This is a genomic window from Candidatus Vicinibacter affinis (assembly GCA_016714365.1).
GTDB lineage: Bacteria > Bacteroidota > Bacteroidia > Chitinophagales > Saprospiraceae > Vicinibacter > Vicinibacter affinis.
On the sequence record JADJNH010000005.1, the window covers coordinates 2,039,513 to 2,058,929 of the forward strand.

Annotated in this window: 16 protein-coding genes; 2 read left to right on the top strand and 14 right to left on the bottom strand. The window is 34.2% G+C overall.

All coding sequences use genetic code 11. The features are described 5' to 3' along the window. Nucleotides 1-17 precede the first annotated feature (17 nt). The 11 genes from IPJ53_08025 to IPJ53_08075 form a co-directional block, all read right to left on the bottom strand. A complete protein-coding gene (locus IPJ53_08025; protein MBK7799045.1) occupies nt 18-551 on the bottom strand; it encodes an SRPBCC family protein in 534 nt (177 codons plus the stop codon). 379 nt (nt 552-930) lie between these two features. Further along, the gene (locus tag IPJ53_08030; protein ID MBK7799046.1) at nt 931-1,728 is read right to left on the bottom strand and encodes a Fic family protein; all 798 of its coding nucleotides are present in this window, start codon (nt 1,726-1,728) and stop codon (nt 931-933) included. Nucleotide 1,729: 1 nt separating this feature from the next. Beyond that, a complete protein-coding gene (locus IPJ53_08035) occupies nt 1,730-2,419 on the bottom strand; it encodes a TerC family protein (GenBank protein ID MBK7799047.1) in 690 nt (229 codons plus the stop codon). 37 nt (nt 2,420-2,456) lie between these two features. Next, nucleotides 2,457-3,857 carry a TolC family protein gene (locus IPJ53_08040; GenBank protein MBK7799048.1) on the bottom strand — a complete coding sequence of 467 codons (1,401 nt, stop codon included), beginning with the start codon at nt 3,855-3,857 and terminating at the stop codon, nt 2,457-2,459. A 13-nt stretch (nt 3,858-3,870) separates the two neighbouring features. Beyond that, nucleotides 3,871-5,172 carry an HlyD family efflux transporter periplasmic adaptor subunit gene (locus IPJ53_08045; protein ID MBK7799049.1) on the bottom strand — a complete coding sequence of 434 codons (1,302 nt, stop codon included), beginning with the start codon at nt 5,170-5,172 and terminating at the stop codon, nt 3,871-3,873. A gap of 3 nt (nt 5,173-5,175) precedes the next feature. Continuing rightward, nucleotides 5,176-6,831, bottom strand: a complete 1,656-nt coding sequence (locus IPJ53_08050; protein ID MBK7799050.1) for an ATP-binding cassette domain-containing protein — start codon at nt 6,829-6,831, stop codon at nt 5,176-5,178. A gap of 672 nt (nt 6,832-7,503) precedes the next feature. Continuing rightward, on the bottom strand, nt 7,504-7,755 hold the full coding sequence (locus tag IPJ53_08055; GenBank protein ID MBK7799051.1) for a hypothetical protein: 252 nt from the start codon (nt 7,753-7,755) through the stop codon (nt 7,504-7,506). A gap of 303 nt (nt 7,756-8,058) precedes the next feature. Beyond that, nucleotides 8,059-8,973: a hypothetical protein gene (locus IPJ53_08060; protein MBK7799052.1), complete on the bottom strand. Its 915-nt coding sequence runs from the start codon at nt 8,971-8,973 to the stop codon at nt 8,059-8,061. A 73-nt stretch (nt 8,974-9,046) separates the two neighbouring features. Continuing rightward, nucleotides 9,047-10,096 carry a T9SS type A sorting domain-containing protein gene (locus IPJ53_08065; GenBank protein MBK7799053.1) on the bottom strand — a complete coding sequence of 350 codons (1,050 nt, stop codon included), beginning with the start codon at nt 10,094-10,096 and terminating at the stop codon, nt 9,047-9,049. Between the two features lie 109 nt (nt 10,097-10,205). Beyond that, a complete protein-coding gene (locus IPJ53_08070) occupies nt 10,206-10,670 on the bottom strand; it encodes a hypothetical protein (GenBank protein ID MBK7799054.1) in 465 nt (154 codons plus the stop codon). 14 nt (nt 10,671-10,684) lie between these two features. Beyond that, complete coding sequence (locus IPJ53_08075; GenBank protein MBK7799055.1) at nt 10,685-11,770, bottom strand: hypothetical protein; 1,086 nt, start codon at nt 11,768-11,770, stop codon at nt 10,685-10,687. Nucleotides 11,771-12,550: 780 nt separating this feature from the next. Between IPJ53_08075 and IPJ53_08080 the strand changes: the two genes are divergently transcribed. Next, nucleotides 12,551-13,270 (top strand): class I SAM-dependent methyltransferase, encoded by a 720-nt coding sequence (locus IPJ53_08080; GenBank protein ID MBK7799056.1) that lies wholly within the window; start codon nt 12,551-12,553, stop codon nt 13,268-13,270. A gap of 100 nt (nt 13,271-13,370) precedes the next feature. On the opposite strand, the gene IPJ53_08085 is transcribed toward IPJ53_08080, so the two are convergent. Continuing rightward, nucleotides 13,371-14,048 (bottom strand): carbonic anhydrase, encoded by a 678-nt coding sequence (locus tag IPJ53_08085; GenBank protein ID MBK7799057.1) that lies wholly within the window; start codon nt 14,046-14,048, stop codon nt 13,371-13,373. Nucleotides 14,049-14,634: 586 nt separating this feature from the next. On the opposite strand from IPJ53_08085, the gene IPJ53_08090 reads away from it, so the two are divergent. Further along, nucleotides 14,635-16,413, top strand: coding sequence for a right-handed parallel beta-helix repeat-containing protein (locus IPJ53_08090; GenBank protein ID MBK7799058.1), 1,779 nt, complete (start codon nt 14,635-14,637; stop codon nt 16,411-16,413). Nucleotides 16,414-16,487: 74 nt separating this feature from the next. Here the strand turns inward: IPJ53_08090 and IPJ53_08095 are convergent, their stop codons facing one another. Together IPJ53_08095 and IPJ53_08100 are read right to left on the bottom strand one after the other, a co-directional pair. Continuing rightward, on the bottom strand, nt 16,488-17,372 hold the full coding sequence (locus tag IPJ53_08095) for a PIG-L family deacetylase (protein MBK7799059.1): 885 nt from the start codon (nt 17,370-17,372) through the stop codon (nt 16,488-16,490). Between the two features lie 235 nt (nt 17,373-17,607). Continuing rightward, on the bottom strand, nt 17,608-18,534 hold the full coding sequence (locus IPJ53_08100) for a DUF3667 domain-containing protein (protein ID MBK7799060.1): 927 nt from the start codon (nt 18,532-18,534) through the stop codon (nt 17,608-17,610). Nucleotides 18,535-19,417: the final 883 nt, after the last annotated feature.

The window sequence follows — 19,417 nt, forward strand, 5'->3', positions numbered from 1 at the left end:
GAACCTAAACTTAGTTGTTATCTTTCCAGTATCTGTTTAATGTTTTTTAAATTTTGTATTTCAGTTTTTTTGATCATACCTCTACCAAATAAATACGACATTAAGTTAAGGGGATAAATCTCCTTTGCATAAAATTCACTGATCACCTCGGTTTGATTTTCATTAAGGGCCTTAAAAATATTTGCAGCTTTTGCATGGCTCTTAAATGGTCGAATGAATTTTATGTCAACATCTATTCTGTCTTCAGTCAGTGCGGTGATGGTTTGTTCACCTTCTCCAACATTGTCATCCCTGCTGTTCCAGCTTTGTTTTGCACCAACTGTGCCATCGATACCGGAAATGGTTGGGTGAAGATTTGGATCCGCCTTTACCCATTCACTGTATTCTTCCTGATTCTTAAGCAAAACCAAATAATCATAAACCTCTTTTTTAGGTTTGTTGATTGTTTCGGAGACAGAAACGGTGTACTGTTTAGGAACAAATAAGGCTGCTACCAATGGCAGTGCGATAATGAAGGCAATGACGACCACAATTTTCTTTACAATGTTCATAAAAAATTGGTTAATTGTTAGTTTTGTTTGAGCGGTTTTATATTTATTTTCCAAATCTACAAAAATTATGATATCAGGTATAATATAATTAGGAGCCAATTTTTGCATTCCACGATTTTAAAATTAAAGTATAAAGATTAATAGCCAAATCTCATGATGAAATCATCTTGAGTCCTTACCGGGCTTAGTTTTGATGGAATTGATAGCTTTTGAATAAAAAAAGTGCTTTTAGTGCTCAAGCTCAATTTTTAGTAAAATCGGGTTAAAAATGGTAAGCAACAATCGTAAGGATTTAACGCATTGATTCAAAGGAATACCAAATTATTTGCTTAAAAATTTAGGATATTAATTTTTAAAGGCAATCACTTATATTTTGTAATTAATTTACTCTAATTAATTTCTCTCTATTTAAACCGATAATATTAATGCTTTCATAAAGAATGGTGGAATTTAATAACAAGCGGTCAAGTTCTTGTTCAAAAAAAGCATCGGTATAATTATTCCATTTGTTAGGGTGTTTTTCGAGTTCTCTGAAACTATGCCCGAGCGTAGTAATGTATTCTATTTTTTGAGGAGCATCATTTATAAATATAGGTGGATATAAATCATACATTAGCATCCAGTTTTTTGCAATTCTTGTGACCCTTCCGTTTCCATCAGCAAAAGGGTGTATGCGAATCAGCTCGTGATGAAAGTAAATGGCTCTTATTATAGGGTTGGTTATGGATTTTATCCTGTGAAAAAGCTCGGAAACTAATTGAGGTACTTTAGCAGGTTCAGGGCAAATATAAGATCCTATTTGAACAAGAGTGCGTCGATAACGATTGGGATGTATGGCATGAGTTTCAGGAGAAGCCAGTCGAAGTAATTGAAATAACTGTATTTCTTTTTCAAAATTATTGTGATTCGTAATTTCTCCAATCACAAAATCAAGCGTTGTTCTAAGGTTCTTCAAATACTCTTTTGCTTCTTCTTCATTTTGAGCCTCCATTTGAGCATTTTTAATACTTAATTGCTCTTTAAGATTATTAACACCTTCTAGATATATATCCAATAGATCATCATCTGAATGATACCGGCTGTAAATGATTAATCTGTAGATAGCTTTTATTACATTGTCAATTTCACTTATTTTACTGTTATTGATCTGGATAAGGTCGACAGGAAGTAATTCCATTTTACTTATTTTTTACGGTTTTCATTTGAACTATGTCCACCAAGAAAGCAAATGCCATGGAGAAATAGATATATCCTTTTGGTATCTCGAATTGAAACCCTTCAGCAAGTAAAGAAACACCAATCATCATTAAAAAGCACAATGCTAAAATTTTGAATGATGGATGTTTTCTAATAAATTCACTTATTGGTTTGGATGCAAACAACATGATGATTACAGTAACAATTACTGCAGTATACATCACCCAAAGTTCTTGAACCATTCCAACGGCTGTAATAATGGAGTCTATAGAAAATACCAAGTCTAATATTATTACCTCTGTAAGCAATCGTTTAAAACTGGCTTTATTTGGAATTAATGGTTCGTCGTCTTTACTTATTTCGGTTTTGTAATAAATTTCTTTTACGCTTTTATAAATAAGAAACAGGCCTCCCAAAATTAATATAAGTCCTTTTCCTGAAAAGTCAACTTCAAATAGCGTGAATATGGTTTTATCTAATTTTAAAATCCAGGAAATAAGAGCCAAAAGGCCAAGTCGCATAAGCATTGCCATGGCAATTCCCCAGAATCTGAGTTTGTTTCTCTGATTTTCGTGAAGTTTATCGGCTAAAATAGATATAAAAATTATGTTGTCGATCCCCAGTATTACTTCAAGACTAATCAATGACAGTAAAGGTATTAACCATTCCATAGATATGTTTTATTAAATCAAATATTGTTTTTACTTTTTATTTCAATAAGCCAGTGCTCCATTGAAGCGCATAAATAGTTTTATAGTATTTGGTTTTTAATTCAATTAATTTACGTTCAATTTCCAAAACTTTATTTTCTCTCGAATTTATCAGAAATAATGAGCTTTCGCCATTCCTAAATAAAGACTCTTCGGCTTTTAACATGGTCTTAAAATTACTCAACATCGCACTGTGTAGCTTTACTTGGTTTTTAAGTATGACAAATTCATTGTGATAGTTTTGAATTTTCAATTCTATATTTTGTAATTTTTGACTCTGATTGATTTTATTTTCTTCGATTTTTAGTTTGACCTTTTTGTATTCTCCCCGGCCTTGAGAAAACAGTAATGGCATCTCTAATTTGAAACCGTATTGAAAATTATTTTGAAAAAATATGCCGTCGGTGTTGAAGGCATTGTAACCTTTGCTTAAATGATTGTATTTGAAATCAAGTTCGGGCAATAATTCTTGAAATTTTAATTTTTTATCAATTCCTAAAACTTCAAATTTTTGACTATATATTTTCAATTCAGGATGAAATTGTCGTGCATATTCCTTTAGGTCTGTTAGATTGAGCTGAAACGCTTCAATATTTGATTCATTTTCCCATCCCTGCTGAGGCATGGTGTTTGCGGGTAATTGATATGGCGTGTTATTGGCTTTCCACAAGAAAGCACTCATGGCTATGCTTTCGCTTTGATATATCAACCAACTTTCATTTTTCTGAGATTCAAATATTTGAAGTTGGGTCATCGCCTCAATGGTATCTATAGAAGGACGCTCTCCATTTTTCCACATTTTTTTTATCATCTCAAAACGCTGCAAACTTATACTAAGATTTTTGTCTACTATCTGATAATTCTGATAGGCATTTACCCACTGCCAATATTGACTGGCAGCTTCCATCATAATGTTATTAATCAAAGCTATTTGTTCTGTATAAGTCATTTCTTTATACAATTTGGCTTGCATAAGATAAGCACTGCGCTTTTGTATGACTAAATTTTTGATCAATGGAATGCTTATACCTAAGTAACTTGATTTTCCGAATGTTTCGGTAGGGTCTATGCGATTACCCGACAAGTTTTCTACACCTGCCATGATGTCCACACCATACCAAAGAGGTATTGTTATGTTGGGGTTGAAATAGTTGTAATATTCTGTATTTAAAAAAGTTTTATTTGAAGTGATGTTGCTGATTATTGGATTGAAAGCACCTCGAGCTATCAAAATATCTGCTTCGGATTTTTTGATAGCGATGTTGGATAATTTTACCGCAGGATGGTATTGCCTTACAATTTCTAAAAATTCTTCAATATTTAGTGTAGTACTATCTTTTTGCGCAAAAAGATAATTAGAGCTTAATATGACCAGGAGTAAAAGAAATGATTTTTTCATTTATTGTCTTCCGTTAATATTTTTTTTGAATATAAAAATCAACTGGAAACCCATTCACATTTCTCCATAATTCATACCATATGGATACGTCTTTTAATAGGAGGATGCCATGAGCGCCTGTTCCAATTTTTAATTGTTCCGGCCATTTTTTTATGGAGCTGTCTTCTGCTACCAATACTCTGTACATACCATTGGGGCCAATAGCATTTTCAAATGAAGTTATCCTTCCTGCAAAAGTACCATAACTTCCATTCGGCCATCCACTAAAAACTATAGCGGGGTATCCATCAAAAGTAAAGCGAACAGGCTGTCCTATGTTGATTAGAGGTAAATCCATTGGTCTTATAAACATTTCTATTGCATAATCAACTCTTGTAGGGACTATAATCGCAATGGTCTCCCCATCTTTTAAAATCTCACCAATACCTGATTTGTTCGCTTGCACGATTTGACCGTCCTGAGAAGCTGTTACAATGTACATGCCGTTTCGTATAGTGTAGTTACTAACTTGATTTTCAAGTTTAGCAACATCAGCCTGAGTACTGGCGATTTGACTTAAATTCTGATATTTATCACCCTCTGCTTTATTTATTTTTTCAGCATACTCTTGCTCTACACCATTTTTTTCTATTCGTATATTTATTAGTTCCTGTTTTGTCTGGGCAATTTTATTTTCTGTAATTATTTTTTTAGATACAGCATTTTGATATTGTATATTTCTTTGTTGTAATTGAGTCTGAGAAACCAATCCTTCATCAAACATTTTAAGTTGTCTTTCGTATTGATTTTTAAGCAATGTGACTTCGTTTTCATTGGCGACTAATTCTGCATTTTCTGCTTCTAATTTATTGTTGATTTGACTAATTTTGTTATCCAGTTGTTGAATTTTATAATTTTTGGCTTGTATTAGATTGCCAATTTGCATTTCGGTTGTACCTATTTTTCCTTTATAATAAGTGATGCTTCCTTTTTTTGCGTCAACTTGACTTTGTGTTCTGGTGATTAAATTAGGGTCCAGGTAATCCTCTTTTATTTCCGTTAAAATTATAATTGTATCACCTTTTTTTACAAAATCACCCTCTTTGATCTTCCATTGGCTGATTTTTCCAGGGATAGGTGAATTTACTTTTTGCGGACGTTGTTCTTGGCTTAGCGTAGTGATATTGCCAATGGTTTTTATATTTTGTGTCCAAGGCAAAAAAAGAAATAATACCAATAGCAGAATTAATGTCCAGAAGTAGTATTTTATTCTGGATTTTTGATGAATTAAATATATAGCATCAAAAGATTTTAATGGGATATTGTATTGATTCATTTTCTATTTTTTTATGATGGCATTTCCTTTGTTTAGATGAATATGATGCTTACATAAATTGGCAAAATCATTGTCATTTGTTGAGACGACAATTGTTTTGTTTTTCGATTCTTCTAAAAGGTATGCCTGGAGTCTTTTTTTAACATTTTCATCTAACCCAATCCAAGGCTCCTCCATAATTATTAGCAATGGATTGTGAATAAGTGATTGCAACAGCAGTATTTTTCTTGTAACAGAAGTAGGTAAAGATTTTCCTAATGGGTCAATTTTTTCAGTTAAATTTGACGGGAATCGATGAATAATATTTTCAAAGCCTAATTTTTTAGATAGTTCCATTATGCTCTCAGTTGTAATTTCTTTTTTGCCAAGGGAAATATTTTCAAATACCGTTCCCTCAAAAAGTTCTTGTTCATAAAGCAATACACCTGTTTGTTTTCTAAGGCTTTGTAAGGTGTAATTCTGCAATGGTATGTCATTCAAAGTTATGTAACCATCAAAGCTTTTATAGGCCCCTGTTAATAATTTTAGTAAAGTAGATTTTCCGCTATTTTCTTCTCCAGAGATGCATGTTATACTGTTTGGATGTATTAAAAGTGATAAGTTTGTAAATACTTTTTGATTTTCATTGTATGAAAAACTCAAATTATTTATTTCAATTTTTAATTCATTGGCTTTGAAGTCAATTTTTCCATCTTTCTCAAGAGAATCGTTGAGTACAGAGTCTAGTTTATAAAGTCCTGTAATTACATCATATATATGTTCCAGACTAATGATTAGTTTTTCTAAAGAGTTGATAATCGTAATGATGACAATTTCTGCAGCAACAAATTGTCCAATATTTATTTTTTGGTTAAACAATAAATAAGAACCTAAAATAAGCATTACGGCAGTAATCGCAATTTTAAATATGAGCAAAGATTTAAATTGAAAAAGCAGAACATTAAAATGGGCAGTTCTTGCCGATAAGTATTTTTCTAATTTTTCATCTGTTTTTATTAAATTGATATTGGTGCCTTGGCTATATTTGATTGATTTTATTACGCGCCCCATTTCTTCTAGCCATCCCAGTACTTTGTATTTGTAATTACTTTCTTTCATGCTGGTTTCCAATCCTTTTTTGCTAGTCAACTTAAATAGCACCCAAATGATGAATATTAAAGTTAATGAAAAAAGAAAAAACAGTGAATGATACAAGGAAAGCAAAATTAGTCCCAATGCAATCTGAATGATTGCCGTTGGCATATCTAAAAGTATTTTGGAGATACTTTTTTGTACATTAACCACGTCAAAAAAACGATTTATTTTTTCAGGTAAATAATAATGATCAATTTCTTTCAAATCAAGTCTTGGTATTGTTTCCGCAAAGTCAAAGGCATATCTTACAAATATCTTTTGTTGAATTTTTTCGATGATTTTCATTTGATTGATTTGAAAATATCCAACCAAAATAACACCAATTATAATGATGATGATTAATATGAAGACAGAGGTTACCAGAGTAGCCCCAAGCACAAATCCTAAAATAGCTTGTATGCCAAGCGGGAGACTTAACTGAATTAAACCACTCAAAATAGCGTAAAAATAGATTGAGGTTATTTCCCGTCTTTCTAGTTTTATGAATTCAAATAATTTATCTAGATTATATTCTTCCTTTTGCATTTAGTTTTGAGTTTAGATCAAATATATACATTGCAATTTCCAGGCTATATGTCAATTTTTACAAATTCAATAAACACCGTATTGGGCTCTGATGTTCAATTATTTGCAATTTATTCATAATTTAGGGTACTTAATAACAAAGTTAACACCATCCTTGGAATATTAATATGTGGACTAAAATATTTGATTTTTCTTGAGCTATAGTCTATTTTATGCCGCCATTCTTAAATTTAGGTAAAGTATGTCTGTTTAACAATATTATTATTATTATTTGTCGAAATATTCATGACTGTTAATTGAAGTCAATTTGATTGTCTCAAAAGGGGTGGGGTAATGAATATTCGTTGACTAGCTGCCTCCAGCAAGTATCTTAGACTTCTATTTAATATAGTTATAATTAAAGCTTGCCTTATATCTTGATGAGCATCTATGGCCTGGTTCAGTAATCAACACAAGTTCTTCCAAAAATTAACTTTTTCGACTGTATTTCTTCCTATTAGCTTAATCCAGAGTTTAGATTCAAATTTTATTAATGAATTTAATTACCAAATACAATAGTTAAATTAGTCAATAGAGATTATTTATTACAAATTTTCCAAATCCCTGCCATACCACCGAATATCGGGCGTAATACACCAGATCGGACAGGAGCAGTGCCATGAGCACAACTGTTTAAGGTATCCAGCTTTTCTTACTTAATAAATCTTTCCCCAGGAGGGCAGCAGCAAGAACTGTTTTGAGAGAAAGGGCAATGGTTGCAGTGTAAGCTGTTATTCCGGCTCCACCATATTCATTGAGCGTCCTGCTCAATCCCGGGCCAATCATGATCAAAGCAGTTCCAACCATAAAACGCATATGTTTAAAGGAATCTTTTTTATAAATAATGGCAAAGGAATAGAATAAAACAAAACCGAACAATTGCATCCAGGTATTTGATTGCCAGGAAAATACTTCTTCAGACTTTGAAAATTTGATCGGTTGTAATATTGTTTAATCTTAACAGCCGAACCAAAAGCAGACTCTATAAAGATTATTAGTCAGTTTAACAATAGAAATGGATGCAAATCATAATTTTGCATCAAATGTATAAGTCTAAATAGAATAGATAATCTGATTCTGTACAGTTTCCTTAAATGTCAGCCTGGTATTAGCAATTGCTATTACATTTTTAATCAAGTATGTGTTAGAAATCTTTCTCTGGTAAGAATTGCTGATTCAGGGCGAAGTTTAAAAATTAATTTTATATTCTAAATTCACCACAAAACTCCTGGTCAAACCATCGGGTCTAACATCTCTCACGACAAAGGGTACGCCGGCATTTAGCTGGAGGGCATTTCGTTGATTCAATTCATAATCAATGTATAAGTTGCCGTTGAGTGTTAAGCCTTGTGAACCGCTTATTTCTTTTTCAACACCTGTTATATCTGTATATTGATCATTGGCCAAGTGGTAAATCGGCAATAGGCTGGGTGTTAAAGTTAATTTCTGTCCGATGTTAAAAGGGTAGGAGACTCTTAGTAAAATATCTCCACTGCGGATAAATTTATTGGTGGATTGGAAATTTCGAAGCGGTGAACCTGCAGGATAATTTTCTGCCAAAAATTCATTTTTATTTTGGCTGAGAGGCTGTTGGAGTGCAAGAACAAAACTAATTTTATTAAATTCGTATCCCCCGCCAAGAATTAGGTCAAAGGTTCCTAAGCTTGATTGATAATCCATGGACAGGGGCAAACTGTTGTCTTTTCTATTGCCATTTGCAAGAGGAATTTTGGTTCCCAGCGTCAACTTAAACCTTTTGAAAATTGAGAGCTTACCTGTCAAGAAGAGGTCACTCACCCCAAATACTGATAAATCATTGCCATTTTGAGCCAGGGTATTGATTCTGGCATCCAGCCCAAATTTGTTTGTTATTTGTCTGTTGTATTCCATGTAATTTCCCCATACTGATATGGAATTGTCCGCACTTCCTATGAAAGCTCCTATTTTAATTTGATTGTTTTTTACAAGTTCAGTTTCTTGTTTGGATGGTTTAAAACTATTGAGCGTGCAAAATCCTGCGTCGCTGCATCCTTGTCCAAATACCATTTGGGTGATGGCACTCAGGGTTATTAGTACGAATGAATTAAAAATATTTTTTTCCATATAGTTCTTAAGGTTGTGATTTATTCTTTTGAAAAATTAAAATATGATAAGCAATCTATGAAATTCTGAAACTCTATTTTATAAGTAACATCTTACGACTGATTAACCCATCGTTGAATTGAATGTTGCAATGGTACAATCCAGCCGGAAATTGTTCTGCATCCCAAACTATATGATGTTTTCCACTTTCTTTTATTGCATGGAGTAGGGTTGTACATTTAAATCCTGATTCATTAAAAATGCTGAGCTGTACCATACCTTTCGATGGGATTTCGAAGCTGATGTTGGCCTTTTGATGGAAAGGGTTTGGAAAATGATTAATTACAAAATTGGTTTGAATTGCTTCAGGTTTAGTTGCACTCACTGGGTTCAAAACGCTGGTGGCCCATGAGTTTCCCACCCGGATACCATCTATTTGGAGGGAGCACCCGGTAAGGCCGGATTGTGCATAGTTGTTGACCAATACCACGCTTGCCTGTCCGGTATAATCATCACCATCAATGGTCGTTGCCATAGGTTTTATTGGTTCGACCGCAGGGACCCCTCTTTCAAAAACATACAAGGAAGATGAGTCATTGGCCACTCCCTGTTTGATGGAATACTTCAGCACGATGAGATAGGTTTTTTGTATTTCAAATACGGCATTGGCATAATTGATATCTTTCTCGATTTGCTTTTGTACACCGAGATTAAAGGTCCTGTTAGAAAGCCTTTTAATGCTTAGGCTCGTATTCAGATTGGTGCCACCGGAATTGGGATTGAAGGCAATGCAATATCCTTCTGTGACAGTAGCCGGCAAACTATCCACCCGAAACATAAAAGATAAATAGGCTGCCCCCGAAGTAACCGGCTCACTAAAGTGGTGATAAAGTACATCCCCGTTGCCGGAGTTGGAAATCAGACAACTATTGCCCCTGCCTGAACCTGCATAATCCTTGTATTCAAGTCCCGGGCTTACTACTTTAATATTGTATTCTAAATCAATACCGGATCTAAACCATTCCCCTGAATTTTCAAGGCTGTCCACAGGAGCGTAGATAAAATCTTCTGTGAATAGATTCTGGGCACTTATTTCAATGGTAAGCATCCAAATGAAAGTTAAAATACAGTAGATGTTTTTCATGTTTTGATAATTTTTGCGAAATTATAATCTGTTTGCAAAAAATAAGTTGTAAATATCAAAAAAAAGTAAAATAATTTTAATTTTTTAAATGCCTAATGATGAATTCATCCTATCTAAAGGCCTTGTAAAATTCTGCCCGATCGTATTCATATTTTAATAATTTTTCAACAGGGATGTCCAGCATCACACTGGATTTATGTTCATAGTCTTCTGGATATTTATTTTTAAAGTATTGAATAATGATGTCATATGTGTAAGGATGGTCGAAGTCTTTTTTTAGAAAATTAAGATCAATTGATTTTTTATTTGGATTGGATGTTCTCCATGAATTATACAGGTAGAAATAGTAGACCACAATTTTTAAGCAAATTTCATGGAGGTCTTCTGCATTAATTTTATCTTCGGATGGCTTAATGAAATGTTTTTGTACAATTTCAAAATTGGATTGAAGGATCTCCGTAGTCTCCGAAATGTTTTGACCGGGCAATGGGAATTCACCGGAGGAGGTAGTTAGGGTTAAGCCATGAATGTTTTCGGTCAGTTCAATTTTTATATTTTCAATAAAAAATACCATGAAGAAGGAAGTTTTTATTGGTGGCTGTCCAACCAGTTTTTAACAGCCAGCCGATATGAATTGAGCGATTCATCAAAATACTGTTTATCTTGTTTGCTCGTACGTTCAGGGGGAGTTTTGATCAAAATTTCCTGCAGTCTTAACATGTCCGGCAAGAATAAATCGGAACTGTCTTTAAATTGTGTTTCTAAAACACGACACACGGTTTCAATTTGGATGTACCCTATATAAAGACTGTTTGGGTCACTGAGTGATTTTTGCAGGCCATCAGCCATCAGGGGAAGACTTTTTTTTAAGGGTTGAATGAAATCTGCTGGATGATCAATTTTATTGCCATCTAAAAATGCATATCCCCAATATACATCACTAAGTTCAGGATGGTTTAGCATCTCCATCAGTTCTCCTTCCCAGTTTTCGTATGATTTAATTTTGCTCACTGCTGCACTTCGAATCCTTTCATCATTGTTTCGATGAGTATGGCTTAACAGCCCTTTTATGGAAGGATCTTGATATTTATTGATTTCTTGCATGGAGGCATTGAATGCCCATTGAGAACTGTCTGCGCTTTCCGTGTGTCGCACGGTTTTCGCTGTCCTGACTATTTTAGGAATAAGTACAAGTCCAAAACCCAGAAAACACCCCAGCAAAAGTGGAGCCTTATAAAAAAATGGCGAAAGTGTGGATTGCCATTCCGGATTTAATATAATGGCATACGGCACCAGCATCAGCAATGGCAACCATAAAGAACCAAAATATACAGGCAGGCTCAGCAAATTCCACATTCCTGAAAGGTGGGCAGATGACCTAAATTCCATTCTGGCCATCGCACAATAAACAACTCCTGCCACCATACCTGACCACAAGATTCCTACTCCAATATTTCTCAATGTTTTAGTGTCGGACAACCAATTAAAACCTCCTTTGGAAGTGATGAAAATGGTCAGTAATAAACTGCTTACTGCATACGCAGCCATAATGACGAATCCAATAAAGGCATATCCCATAAGCCGTTCACCGGTTGCATTCACCTTTTGTAAGTTGAAAATGATCAGTGCAAGATAAGTAGTGGAAGTAAGGCCAAGTAACAGATTTCCAAACATGAGATTGTATATAAAGATGAAAGATAAGAAATCAATTGGACTATATTGATTAAAGAATTCCTTAATTTAGTGAGTCTTAAATTTTCTTTTTATTCCAAGTGCAATATTCGCTAGAAGGATAAGCTGACCCAATACAAATGTAAAAAATAGAATTTGAATAGAGATTCCAATGAATTCATGATTCTTTGTTGTAAAATGTGATGGATGGATGCCGATATATAGTAGGATAAATAAAAGGAATGCTGTGATTGTCGTTATTAGCACATGAGTACAGCTAAGGGTTTTAGAATATAAGTAATTGTTGATCCCTAAATACAATATGCAAAGGCATGTTAGAGAAATGGGAATGATCCAGAGGAAATTGTTAAATGAAATTCCAAGCACAACAATTTCCTGTCTATCTTGTATTGCAATCGGAAGAAATGCCACAACATTTACCAAAAAAATGGATGTAATCAATAAAAGTAAATATGGATTTTCTTTCAGATAAATATTTAGTTTCATTCTCTATGATTATAATTACCTTTTATTTTTGGCAGCGAGGACGTACTTTTTCTTAAAAATCTACTGCTCCCAATTTTACAATTTAAAATTTCATTGCTTCATATTATTTATTATATTTACGGTTTAAATTTACTGCAATATACGCCTTCTAATATTTGCGAATTAGATTTCTTAAAAATTAGTTTGGGAATCAAATTATAAACAAATGTTTAAGCAGAGACAAGTGGCATTTTGCAGTCAATTATAGAGTTTGGCTTCATAATAGAGGAACATAATATGATCGCGAGAAATGCAATTGATTGGCATACCGGTATTGCCAGAAATTTTGACCAAAAATATACAACGAGCAAGAATTTCAGGGAACGTTATTCCATATGGACGGACATTATTGACAAATACAGTAATGATAAATTTCTCGTTTTAGACATTGGTTGTGGGAGTGGGGTGTTTTCATTTTATTCTGCAGAAAGGAATAAAGAGGTTATTGGTGTTGATGCAAGTGAAAAGATGTTGCAAATATGCTTTGAAAAGTTGGATGAACTGGCTACAAAAAATGTAAAATTCATAAATGGGAATATAGAGTCCCTGTCTCAGCACGTTGATCACAAGGCTGATATGGTCATTTGTTCAAGCGTATTGGAATACATCGACGATCTGGATGCATCTATAGAGCTGATTAAGCAATCAATGAATGTAGATGGGGTGTTTTTATTATCTATGCCAAACAAACAGAGTCTATACAGAAAATTGGAGGCGCTTTCTTACAAACTCTTTGGACGACCTAAGTATTATAAGTATGTCAAAAACGTCTGCACATTGGATGAAATGACAATCAAGCTAAAGAGGTTTGGCTTTTCTACAATGGAATATAAATACTATGGCGAAACCACATTTCTATCTGCCATATTTCGCAAAATGAGGTTGCCCCAATATTCTGACAATTTGTATGTGATTGTTGCGCGGGTATTATCCGGACAGACTGAGGCCAAATCCTGACATTGCAAATTAGATTGGACAGTATAAAAAAATCAGCCCATTTAACATTTAGGGAGATATAATTTCGGTCAACTAGTTCAGGTCTTAAAATTGTTATTTGCTAATTACTTTCTATTTTATCCTTAAAGGTCACTTTGCCGGTGTCTAAATCATAATATGCTCCTATCACAGTTAAGTGTTTGTCCTCAACAAGATGCTTTAAAATAGGTGTCGAATTTTGCAAGGTGGTGACACCATGGTTGATGTTGGCATGTATGGCCAGATCAGGATTGGTTTTTAAGCTGTCCAGAATTGCTTTTTCTTCATCTTCGTTTGAAATATAGTCTACGATGTTTTGAATGTGATCTTCATGCCTTTCATTGTTGGATGAAATAAATGCTTCAATCGCACCGCAGTTTTCATGTCCCAGCACAATTACAAGATTGCAGTGCAAGTGCTCAACAGCATATTCTATACTTCCTAACTCATAGTCACCGATCACATTCCCGGCTGTCCGAATTGTAAAAATGTCTCCTAGTCCCTGATCAAAAATGAGTTCAGGTGGAATTCTCGAATCTGAACAACTTACAACGACAGCAAACGGATGCTGTCCTTTTTTAAGTTCTCTTATTCTTTGCAAAGTTTCATCAGGATGAATCGGAGCTCCCTTGGCAAATCTTTGATTTCCCAATTTCAATTTGTCCAGGGGACTCAATTGATCTAGTTGTACTTTATTGGTGTTCTGATTGCAAGAACAAGCTAAAATTATAAAATAGAATACAATTATTATCTTTTTCATGGATTTAAGGATTATTCGTTAGAGGTGAGGAACGGTTCGATTGATTTGGTATCGATTTTGAGAACCGAGATTTTCATTTATTGCAGTATTTGCTGATAATTTGAATAATCTAATACATAAATATTCAACGTAAATTTATCATTTTTGTTTTTACTTTCTTGTTTTATTTGATGAATGAATATTTTGTTTGATCGTAACGACAATTCTAAGAATTTTTGTCGTTTCGTATAAAAGTTCCTCGAATTTAATTTTTAATTGAGAGCGAATTATTATGCATTTGCAGCCTGCTTCTTTTATGGTGATTAAACCTAAATGTGTGTATTATTTAAAGTGAAAATATTGCTTCGAGAATTATGTCCATATTAATTGATTTATTGTCGCAAGATTTTGCAAAACACTAATCAAAAGATATTGGAAAGTAGATAAGAGCAATCAGAACTTGAATGCAGCATCCCATTTACTCCTAATAAGTTAACCTGTGTTATAGGTCGGATTGACTGAGTCAATGGTAAAAATACATTGTATTCTGGCAAAATTTAGGGTCAACTTTTCAATTAAATCAAAATTCCAATTAAATTTGTCATCAGTGAAAGGATCTATTTTATTTATAGCTTTTTTACTTTGCTTAGGTAGTAGGGTAAATTGTACTAATTATTATTTCTCTTCAAGCCGGGGGAACGATAATTGGAGCGGACGTCTTCAAGAACCCAACGCTTCCCGAACGGATGGTCCCAAAAACAGTCTACAGACCTTGAGCAATTTGCTGAATCAAACTGTTGGGGCGGGAGACAGTGTTTTTATGTCCAGATCTGATACCTGGACCACTGTTCAAGGCATCGAGCTTAGATCTGCCAACGGATCCCCCAACCAATACCTTTTTTTAGGAGCTTATGGAAATGGTTCTTTACCATTAATCTATTTAGAAGGTCAGGGTAATGTACTTACCTGCAGAGGCTCTGACACGGATCCTTCTTCATTTCTACACATCAGCCAAATTGCACTGAGCACCCGATTGACTACTAATCGACCAACGGGTCTCTGGGTAGGGGAGTCATGGTATCCCAATAAGCCACACCATATTTTATTGGATGGTTTACGGATCAACTATTGCAGCAATGGAATGATTCTTTATGAGCAAGACATTACAGTTCAAAATTGTCTTTTCACCAACAATGGAAATGGCAATACAGGTCAGGGAATCTTCTGTTCTGCAAAAAATGTAATTATTCGCGACAATGTTTTAGACAACAACGGCAGTGGAAGCGTTTTTGTGCACAGCATGTACATCAGCCAAACTGAAAATGTATTGATCGAAGGTAATGAAATCAAAAATGCGGACGACGGTCTAAAGCTAAGAACCACCAACAATCTCATCGTGCGCAACAACATTATACACGATACCCGCATTCATAGCATTCATCTTGGAGGGGATGAAGGAGGAGGTATGCGCAACGTAATTGTTGAGGGTAACATCCTGTTCAATGTTCCCCAAGGCCTAAGAATTGCGTCGGAATCAGGAAACCAGAGCCTCCTTACTGAAAATGTGATGGTAAGAAACAACATCTTTCCGGCCATGGTGCAAATCTCATCCAATGGCCCTGTGAAAGATATTTATTTTTTTAACAATCTCTTCCATTCGACCAACAATCAGCCGACACTTTTAATTTGTCAAGCAGTTCAGCCTGTCAATGTGCAGATTCGAAATAATATATTCTACAAGATCACCCCTCAGGCCGGACATTCATTAATCACCTTCCAGGCATTATCTGGTTTGAGTGGTGTGATGCTCGATCACAACCTTTACCATTTTCCTGTTCAGAGTCAAAATCTGATCACGGTTGGCAATCAAAATTTTAACAGTTTATCAACCTTTCGCAACCAATATCCAGCGCATGAGCGCAATGGTCAAAATGGCGATCCAAATTTTGTAAATCCACCATTGGACTTCCATTTAAGTACAGCGAGTTTATTGGCCATTGATCGCGGGGTAGACTTAACTGGAGTAGTAGAATTGGATCTGGATGGGCGTATAAGACCTCAGGATGGTGATGGCGTTGGTGGGGCAGCTTATGACATTGGGCCCTATGAGTTTTGTTGCTTTACTTCAATTGTTGAGGAGCAAAAGAGTACCGAATTTATTAGACTTACTCCTAATCCTCTTCGTGACAGATTAATTATTAACCACCGAGGCGTGCATTTAAATAGGATTTCGATTTGCACGGTGGAAGGAATAGAGATTAAGTCCTTAGTTGCAGAACAAGAAATAACGGAACTAGATCTGAATGAACTCTTGCCTGGCGTTTATTTTATGAAGGCTTGGTCTGTTGATCAGCGTTTGCATTCAATTCCATTTGTAAAATGGTAACACATTATTTTTCTGAATTTTGATCATTTGCAAGGTAAACTACTCATTCAGTTATAGTCTATACTCTATTGCCATTATATTTTTAAGATCCTAAAAAATTCTCTGTCAAATATTGTGAAGTATTCTTCAGCGCTGAATTTTTCAAAATGTGGGACAAAGAAATCTAAAATTTCACGTTCTCGCTTATTGTAAGATCTTAGATACTCCATTTTTAATTTTGCCTCACTTGTTATATTTATCTGCACGCTGGGTTCCGGCATTCCGGACACTTCGTATATTTTTTTTGCATTTTGCCATTCATCTCCGGAAAATCCCCAAGTTTTCATTCTTTCACCATGGCGTTTCATAATGGTATTTTCCATGTGCTGAGTATAAACACTTTGGTATATGTATGTCGGTGAAATAAGTTTGTCTGATGTTAAATTAATGACCATCTGGCTTATGAAAACGTGTTCCGGATGCCCGTAACCACCCATTTCATTATCAAGACTAAAAATGACAGTCGGCTTAAATTTATTGATGTATTTTATGTATTCCCTCACAATAACTTCCTTATTGAAAACATCGTTAAATCTATTTTTCGGAATTGGTTCGGAGGGATTTTTGGCACTTTTCAAATCATTTCTGTATTGTTCAGGCGTCAAATGGACAAACATAACCGTATCCAAAATATTGCGGCATGCCAATATTTGAGCAGCATTTCTCTCCGGTGACTTTGAAAAACTTACTACCGCAATTTCCCAACCATCTTTGTTGAGCTTTGATATCGTTCCTGCCATTCCGCACATGTCGTCATCGTGGGCAACGATGATCATGGCTCTTTTAGGTTCAATGTTTTGAAGTAAGGTGTCGTTAAGGAATGTTTCAGTCGGGGCAAATTGAGTAATATCTTTGATATTTTTGCAAGAGTAATTCAAGCACAATATTGAAATTAGAAACAGGTATAGATTATTATTCATTCAATTTTCTTATATTGTATTAATATTTCTAATTAATTCTTTATAAGATTCATCATAGGAAATTCCTACACAAATCTTCCTTCAAAAGAATCCAGTTAAAATTGGGCATTCCTTGCAAGTTGATAATTTTAGTCTGGCGGTCTATAAAGAATCCACGCACAAGTAGTATTTGTCATTTTGTCTTCGACTTTGGAGGGAACTTTTCTTCCAGGTGAACTTTTATGGTAGATTTCATTTAGTTCATATACCATGCGGCAACCAACAACAATATAATCCAATGGTATAAAGTATCTATACAAAATATAGGCAGCCATCGTATGAAGGTACTGACCAAACTAAAGTCAAAAGTCTTCTTTATTGCCATAAAATAATAAACAGCATTGATAATTGGAATTGATAAAAAAATCGAATAGGGAGCATTGAAGAAACTGATCATAGCCGCCAGGATCCATAACCATATAGACTGAAAAAGAGGAATCCATGTATTTGTATGAATAGTAAATATCATTGAATCATAATAGTACATTTTCTTTCGATATAGTATTGGGAATAATATTAGAGCATTGAGTGGAAGCAACAGAACAAAAATTAGATTATTTCCGGTAGTCATTTTTTTAGTGTAGGCCGATAAGGTTAATTTGCTATTTATTTGGTTTCGATAGGCTTTTATTAATAGAATATGAAAGTAATCTGTCTTGTACATTTGAGTCTGCAACCAACTTTTTATTTTATGGTCAGGAATGCTTTTTAATTCTCTTTGTGTACTAAGGGGTGTCGAGGGCAGGGTAGGCCAGAGTGTATTGGAAATAATTTTTATTGAAGTGCTTGATGAATCAGACATTTCATCAAATCGCAAGCTTAGTGCTTTACCTGATTCCACTGAAGGTTCTGAATAACGAGCACCTATATCTATTAGAAGCCAATAACTGAACATGAATAATGCTGTGCACCAAATGTACATCCTTACAGGAGGGGAGTAACGAACTCTTTTATCTTCAATATAATCTTTTGTGATTTTACCAGGATGTAAAATTAAGGTCTTAACGGTTAACCAAGTCTTATTGTCAAGGTGGAAAATGCCTTCCATTAACTCGTATAAGTAGTGAAAGAAGGGCATTCGAGGGCTGTGATTTCTCTGACCACAATTTGGACAGTAATTCATAATTGCCAGGTCAATCTTAAAATCGTAGTTGCAATTTTTGCAATGTTGGGTCCGTATTTTTTTTGAGGACATAGAATTAATAAATTTTATTTAAAAACTAATAAATTTTACTTCCAGCTTGTGGACGAATTAATGAAAAATTGTTGTCCCTAAGGTTCATAGATTCGGATTTATACGCAAAATACACTAATTTTTGAAATAATGGCTTCCTATTTATCAAAGAGAAGTAGAACTAAAACATTGTCTGAATTGATATTTTTATAGATTATAGTCAAATTCTAAGGGTAGCATTTGCTTAAGAGGGTATAAGCAAATATAATATCTTTTAATTAAATATTTAATACTTAATGATTCCTATGTCATTTCAAAGCATTTGTATGTACTTCAAGAATATGCTTTCATTTTGCGCTATAGTTCTATTGTTTAAAACATAATATACAATAGAACTTCTTCAGGCAAGGCCATGAACAATTTACACTGGAACTAACATGAATGAATGTACTTTAATTGCCATCAAAGTTATGTATGGTAATTCTTGAAGTAAATGCACTTCAAAAAACGGCGAGTTGAAACTGAATGGTCATATTTTACCCAAAGGTGTATTTGAAAAGTTCTTATTATGACTCTAATTGGAGGTTATATAATGGTCAACAATGTTTTTCTGATTATCAAATATCCAAATTGTTCAGAACCAAAAATAGGAATCTCCAACTATTTAATTTCAGAAATACTCTAGTTATGTTACACAAAAAATTATTTAAGAACTTTAACAACCGTTCTTAATCATAGACAGTTACCTTTTCAAATTCTTTTGTAAAATTAAATTTGCTTTGCTTTTATTGAATTTTGCAAAGTTTTAATGAACATGAAATCCAGCAGCCAC